General features: G+C 74.3%; 1 protein-coding gene. It reads left to right on the forward strand.

What is annotated here, in order from left to right; genetic code table 11:
* Positions 1 to 4,217 (forward strand): type I polyketide synthase (locus J0670_RS31890; RefSeq protein ID WP_207815452.1); only part of this gene is annotated, 4,217 nt, incomplete at both ends.

Genomic DNA, 4,217 nt, shown 5'->3' on the forward strand with positions numbered 1-4,217 from the left:
GCGACCAGGCACCCGCCGACGCCGAGGGCTATCTCGGTACGGGCGCCGCGACCAGCGTGACCTCCGGCCGGATCGCCTACCTGCTGGGGCTGGAGGGCGCGGCGGTCTCGCTGGACACCGCCTGCTCGTCCTCGCTGGTGGCGATCCACCTGGCGGCGCAGGCGCTCCGCTCGGGGGAGTGCACACTCGCCCTGGCCGGTGGGGTGACCGTGATGGCGAACCCGCTGGGGTTCACGGAGTTCTCGCGCCAGCGTGCCCTGGCTCCAGACGGCCGGGTGAAGGCGTTCGCCGAGGCGGCTGACGGTACGGCGTGGGGTGAGGGCGCCGGCCTGGTGCTGCTGGAGCGGTTGTCGGACGCCCGTCGCAACGGTCACCGGGTGCTGGCGGTGGTGCGGGGTTCGGCGGTCAATCAGGACGGCACCTCCAACGGCCTCGGGGCGCCGAACGGTCCGTCGCAGGAGCGGGTGATCCGTCAGGCCCTCGCCAATGCCGGACTGTCGACGGCGGACGTGGACGCGGTGGAGGCGCACGGTACGGGGACGACGCTCGGCGATCCCATCGAGGCGCAGGCGCTGCTGGCGACCTACGGCCGGGACCGGGTGGAGCCGTTGTGGCTGGGGTCGGTGAAGTCGAACATCGGCCACACCCAGGCGGCGGCCGGTGTGGCGGGTGTGATCAAGATGGTCATGGCGATGCGGCACGGTGAACTGCCGCCGACACTGCATGTCGACGCGCCGACCTCGCACGTCGACTGGGAGTCCGGAAACATCCGGCTGCTCACCGAGGCCCGGCCCTGGCCCGACAACGGCCACCTGCGCCGCGCGGGCATCTCGGCGTTCGGCATCAGCGGTACCAACGCGCACGTGGTGATCGAGGCGGCTGCCGAGGAGCCGGCCGGGGTTCCGGCGGGGCCCGCGGGCGGTGTGGTGCCGTGGGTGTTGTCGGGGAAGTCGGATGTGGCGCTGCGGGAGCAGGCGCGCCGGCTGGGCGCTTTCACCGCCGTGCATCCCGAGGTGAGCCCGGCGGCGGTCGGAGGCGCTCTGGCCGCCCGCACCGTGTTCGAGCACCGGGCCGTGGTGGTGGGCACCGCCGAGGCCCTGGACGCCCTGGCCGAGGGCCGGTCGGCGCCGGGTCTGGTCACCGGGATCGCCCGCCCGCTGGGTCGGTCGGTGTTCGTGTTCCCGGGGCAGGGCGCGCAGTGGGTGGGCATGGGCCGTGACCTGTACGAGCAGTCCGAGGTCTTCCGCGCCGGCATCGACGCGTGTGACGCGGCGCTGGCGCCGTACACGGACTGGTCGTTGGTGGAGGTGCTGACCGGCGGTGGGTCGCTGGAGCGGGTGGATGTGGTGCAGCCCGCCCTGTTCGCGGTGATGGTGGCGCTGGCGGAGTTGTGGCGTGCGCATGGTGTGGAGCCTGATGCCGTCGTCGGGCATTCGCAGGGGGAGATCGCGGCGGCGTATGTGGCGGGGGTGTTGTCCCTGGAGGATGCGGCCAAGGTGGTCGCTCTGCGCAGCAAGGCCCTGGTCGCTCTGGCGGATCAGGGTGGGATGGTGTCGGTCGGTCTCGGGCATGAGCGGGCCGCCGAGTTCGTGGCCCGCTGGGACGGCCGGCTGACGGTGGCGGTGGTCAACGCCCCGGGTTCGGTCGTCGTGTCGGGTGATCTGGACGCGCTGGACGAGCTGCTGGCGGTCTGTGAGGCCGACGGCGTCCGCGCTCGCCGCCTGCCCGTCAACTACGCCGCGCACTCCGTCCAGGTCGAGGCGATCCGCGAGCAACTGCTCACCGACCTCGCCGGGATCGAGCCGAGGACCGCGGACATCCCCTTCTACTCGACGGTGACCGGCGAGGAGATCGAGACCTCCGCCCTCGACGCCGACTACTGGTACCGCAACCTCCGCGAACCCGTGCTGTTCGACCGGACCACCCGTGCGCTGCTCGCCTCGGGTAGCGACTCCGTCTTCGTCGAGATCAGCCCGCACCCGGTGCTCACGCCTGCGCTGGAGGAGCACGAGGCGGGTGTGGTGACCGGGACACTGCGCCGCGACCACGGCACCCCGGCCGAGTTCCTGGCCGCCGCGGCGCGGCTGTTCGTCGCGGGTGTGCCGGTGCAGTGGCCGTTCCCTGAAGGGGAGCCGGTGGCGCTGCCCACCTACCCCTTCCAGCGGACGCGGTTCTGGCTCGCCGGAGGCGCGGGAGACGTGTCCGCGGCCGGGCTCGACTCGGTGGACCACCCACTGCTCGGCGCCGCTGTCGAGGTGGGCGAGCAGCGGGTCCTGACGGGTCGGCTCTCCCTGGCCACCCACCCCTGGCTCGCGGACCACTCCGTCCTGGGGACGGTGCTGCTGCCCGCGACGGCGTTCGTGGAACTGGTGGTGCACGCGACCGGGGCGGCAGTGGAGGAACTGGTCCTGGAGGCGCCGCTGGTGTTGCCCGCGGACGGCGCGGTGGACGTGCAGGTCGTCGTGGGCGAGCCGGACGAGACCGGCCGCCGCACGGTCGACGTCCGGTCCCGTACGGACGGTTGGGTGCGGCACGCCACCGGCACGGTGAGCGGGCAGCCTGTGGTCGGGCGGGCCGTGGTCGGGCAGGAGCTGACGCAATGGCCGCCGGCCGGCGCGGAACCGGTCACCGGGCTCTACGACACGCTCGCCGCGGCGGGCTACGAGTACGGGCCGGCCTTCCAAGCCGTGCAGGCGGTGTGGCGCCGCGGCGATGAGGTGTTCGCCGAGGTCACCGTGCCGGACGCGGCCCGGTTCTCCGTCCATCCGGCCCTGCTGGACGCCGCCCTGCAGCCGCTGGCGGTGCTGTCCGGCACGGAAGGCGACGTGCGGCTGCCGTTCTCGCTGGGCGGGATCGCGGTCCACCGCACCGGCGTGACCTCCGCGCGCGTGCGGCTGACGGTGGTGCGCCCCGGCACGTACGCCGTCCACCTGGCGGACCGGTCCGGCGATCCCGTGGCGACCATCGAGGCGCTGACCACCCGTCCGATGGCCGAGCGCGGCCCGCTGTACGCCCTCGACTGGATTCCGCTGACCCCCGGCGAAGGCGCGCTCGGCGACGCCGTCGTCTCGCCCGGCTCGGTCGCCGAGGCGCTGACGGCCGTCCAGGACTTCCTGGCCGGGCCCGGCGAACGGCTCGTGGTGCGCACGCGGGGCGCGGTCGCCGTCGTTCCCGGTGACGGGGTGAGCGACCCGGAAGCCTCGGCCGTATGGGGCCTGGTCCGGTCCGCGCAGTCCGAGCACCCCGGCCGATTCGTGCTCGTGGACGCCGACGAGCTGCCCGACGGCCTGTCGGTCGGCGACGAGGACCAGGTGGCGGTGCGCCGGGGGGCCGTCTACGTGCCCCGGCTCGTGCGCTCCGCACCGGAGGAGTTCGAGGGACGGCTGACGCAGGCGGGCACGGGCAGCCTGGACGACCTCGCCTTCCTGCCGTACGAGCAGGCCCCGCCCGGGCCCCGGGAGGTGCGCGTCGCCGTGCGGGCGGCCGGCCTGAACTTCCGGGACGTGCTGATCGCCCTCGGCGTCTACCCGGACCCGGCGCTGCTCGGCAGCGAGGGCGCGGGCGTCGTCACCGAGGTCGGCGCCGAGGTCACCGGGCTGCGGCCGGGTGACCGGGTCGCCGGGCTGCTGCCCGGCGCGTTCGGCCGGGTGGCCGTCGCCGACCACAGGGTGCTGGTGCGCATCCCCGACGAGTGGACGTTCGCCCAGGCCGCCACCGTGCCGATCGCGTTCATGACCGCGTGGTACGGCCTGCGCGACCTGGGCGGGCTGAAGGCCGGTGACCGGGTGCTGATCCACGCCGGGGCCGGCGGCGTCGGCATGGCGGCGGTCCAGCTCGCGCGGCTCTGGGGCGCGGACGTCCACGCGACCGCCGGCCCGGGCAAGTGGGACGCGCTGCGCGCCCTGGGGCTGGACGAGGACCACATCGCCTCGTCCCGGACCCTGGAGTTCGCCGACCGGTTCGGACCCTTCGACGTGGTGCTGAACTCGCTGTCCGGTGAGTTCCTGGACGCCTCCCTGGGGCTGCTCGCGCCCGGCGGGCGGTTCGTGGAGATGGGCAAGGCCGACATCCGGCCCGGCGTGCTGGCCTTCGACCTGGCCGACGCGGGACCGGAGCGGCTGGGGGAGATCCTGGCCGAGGCCGTCCGGCTGCTCAGCGCGGGCGAGCTGCGTCTGCCACCGCTCACCAGCTGGGACGTCCGCCGCGCGCCGGACGCC

It is taken from the genome of Streptomyces sp. FH025, assembly GCF_017427025.1.
GTDB lineage: Bacteria > Actinomycetota > Actinomycetes > Streptomycetales > Streptomycetaceae > Kitasatospora.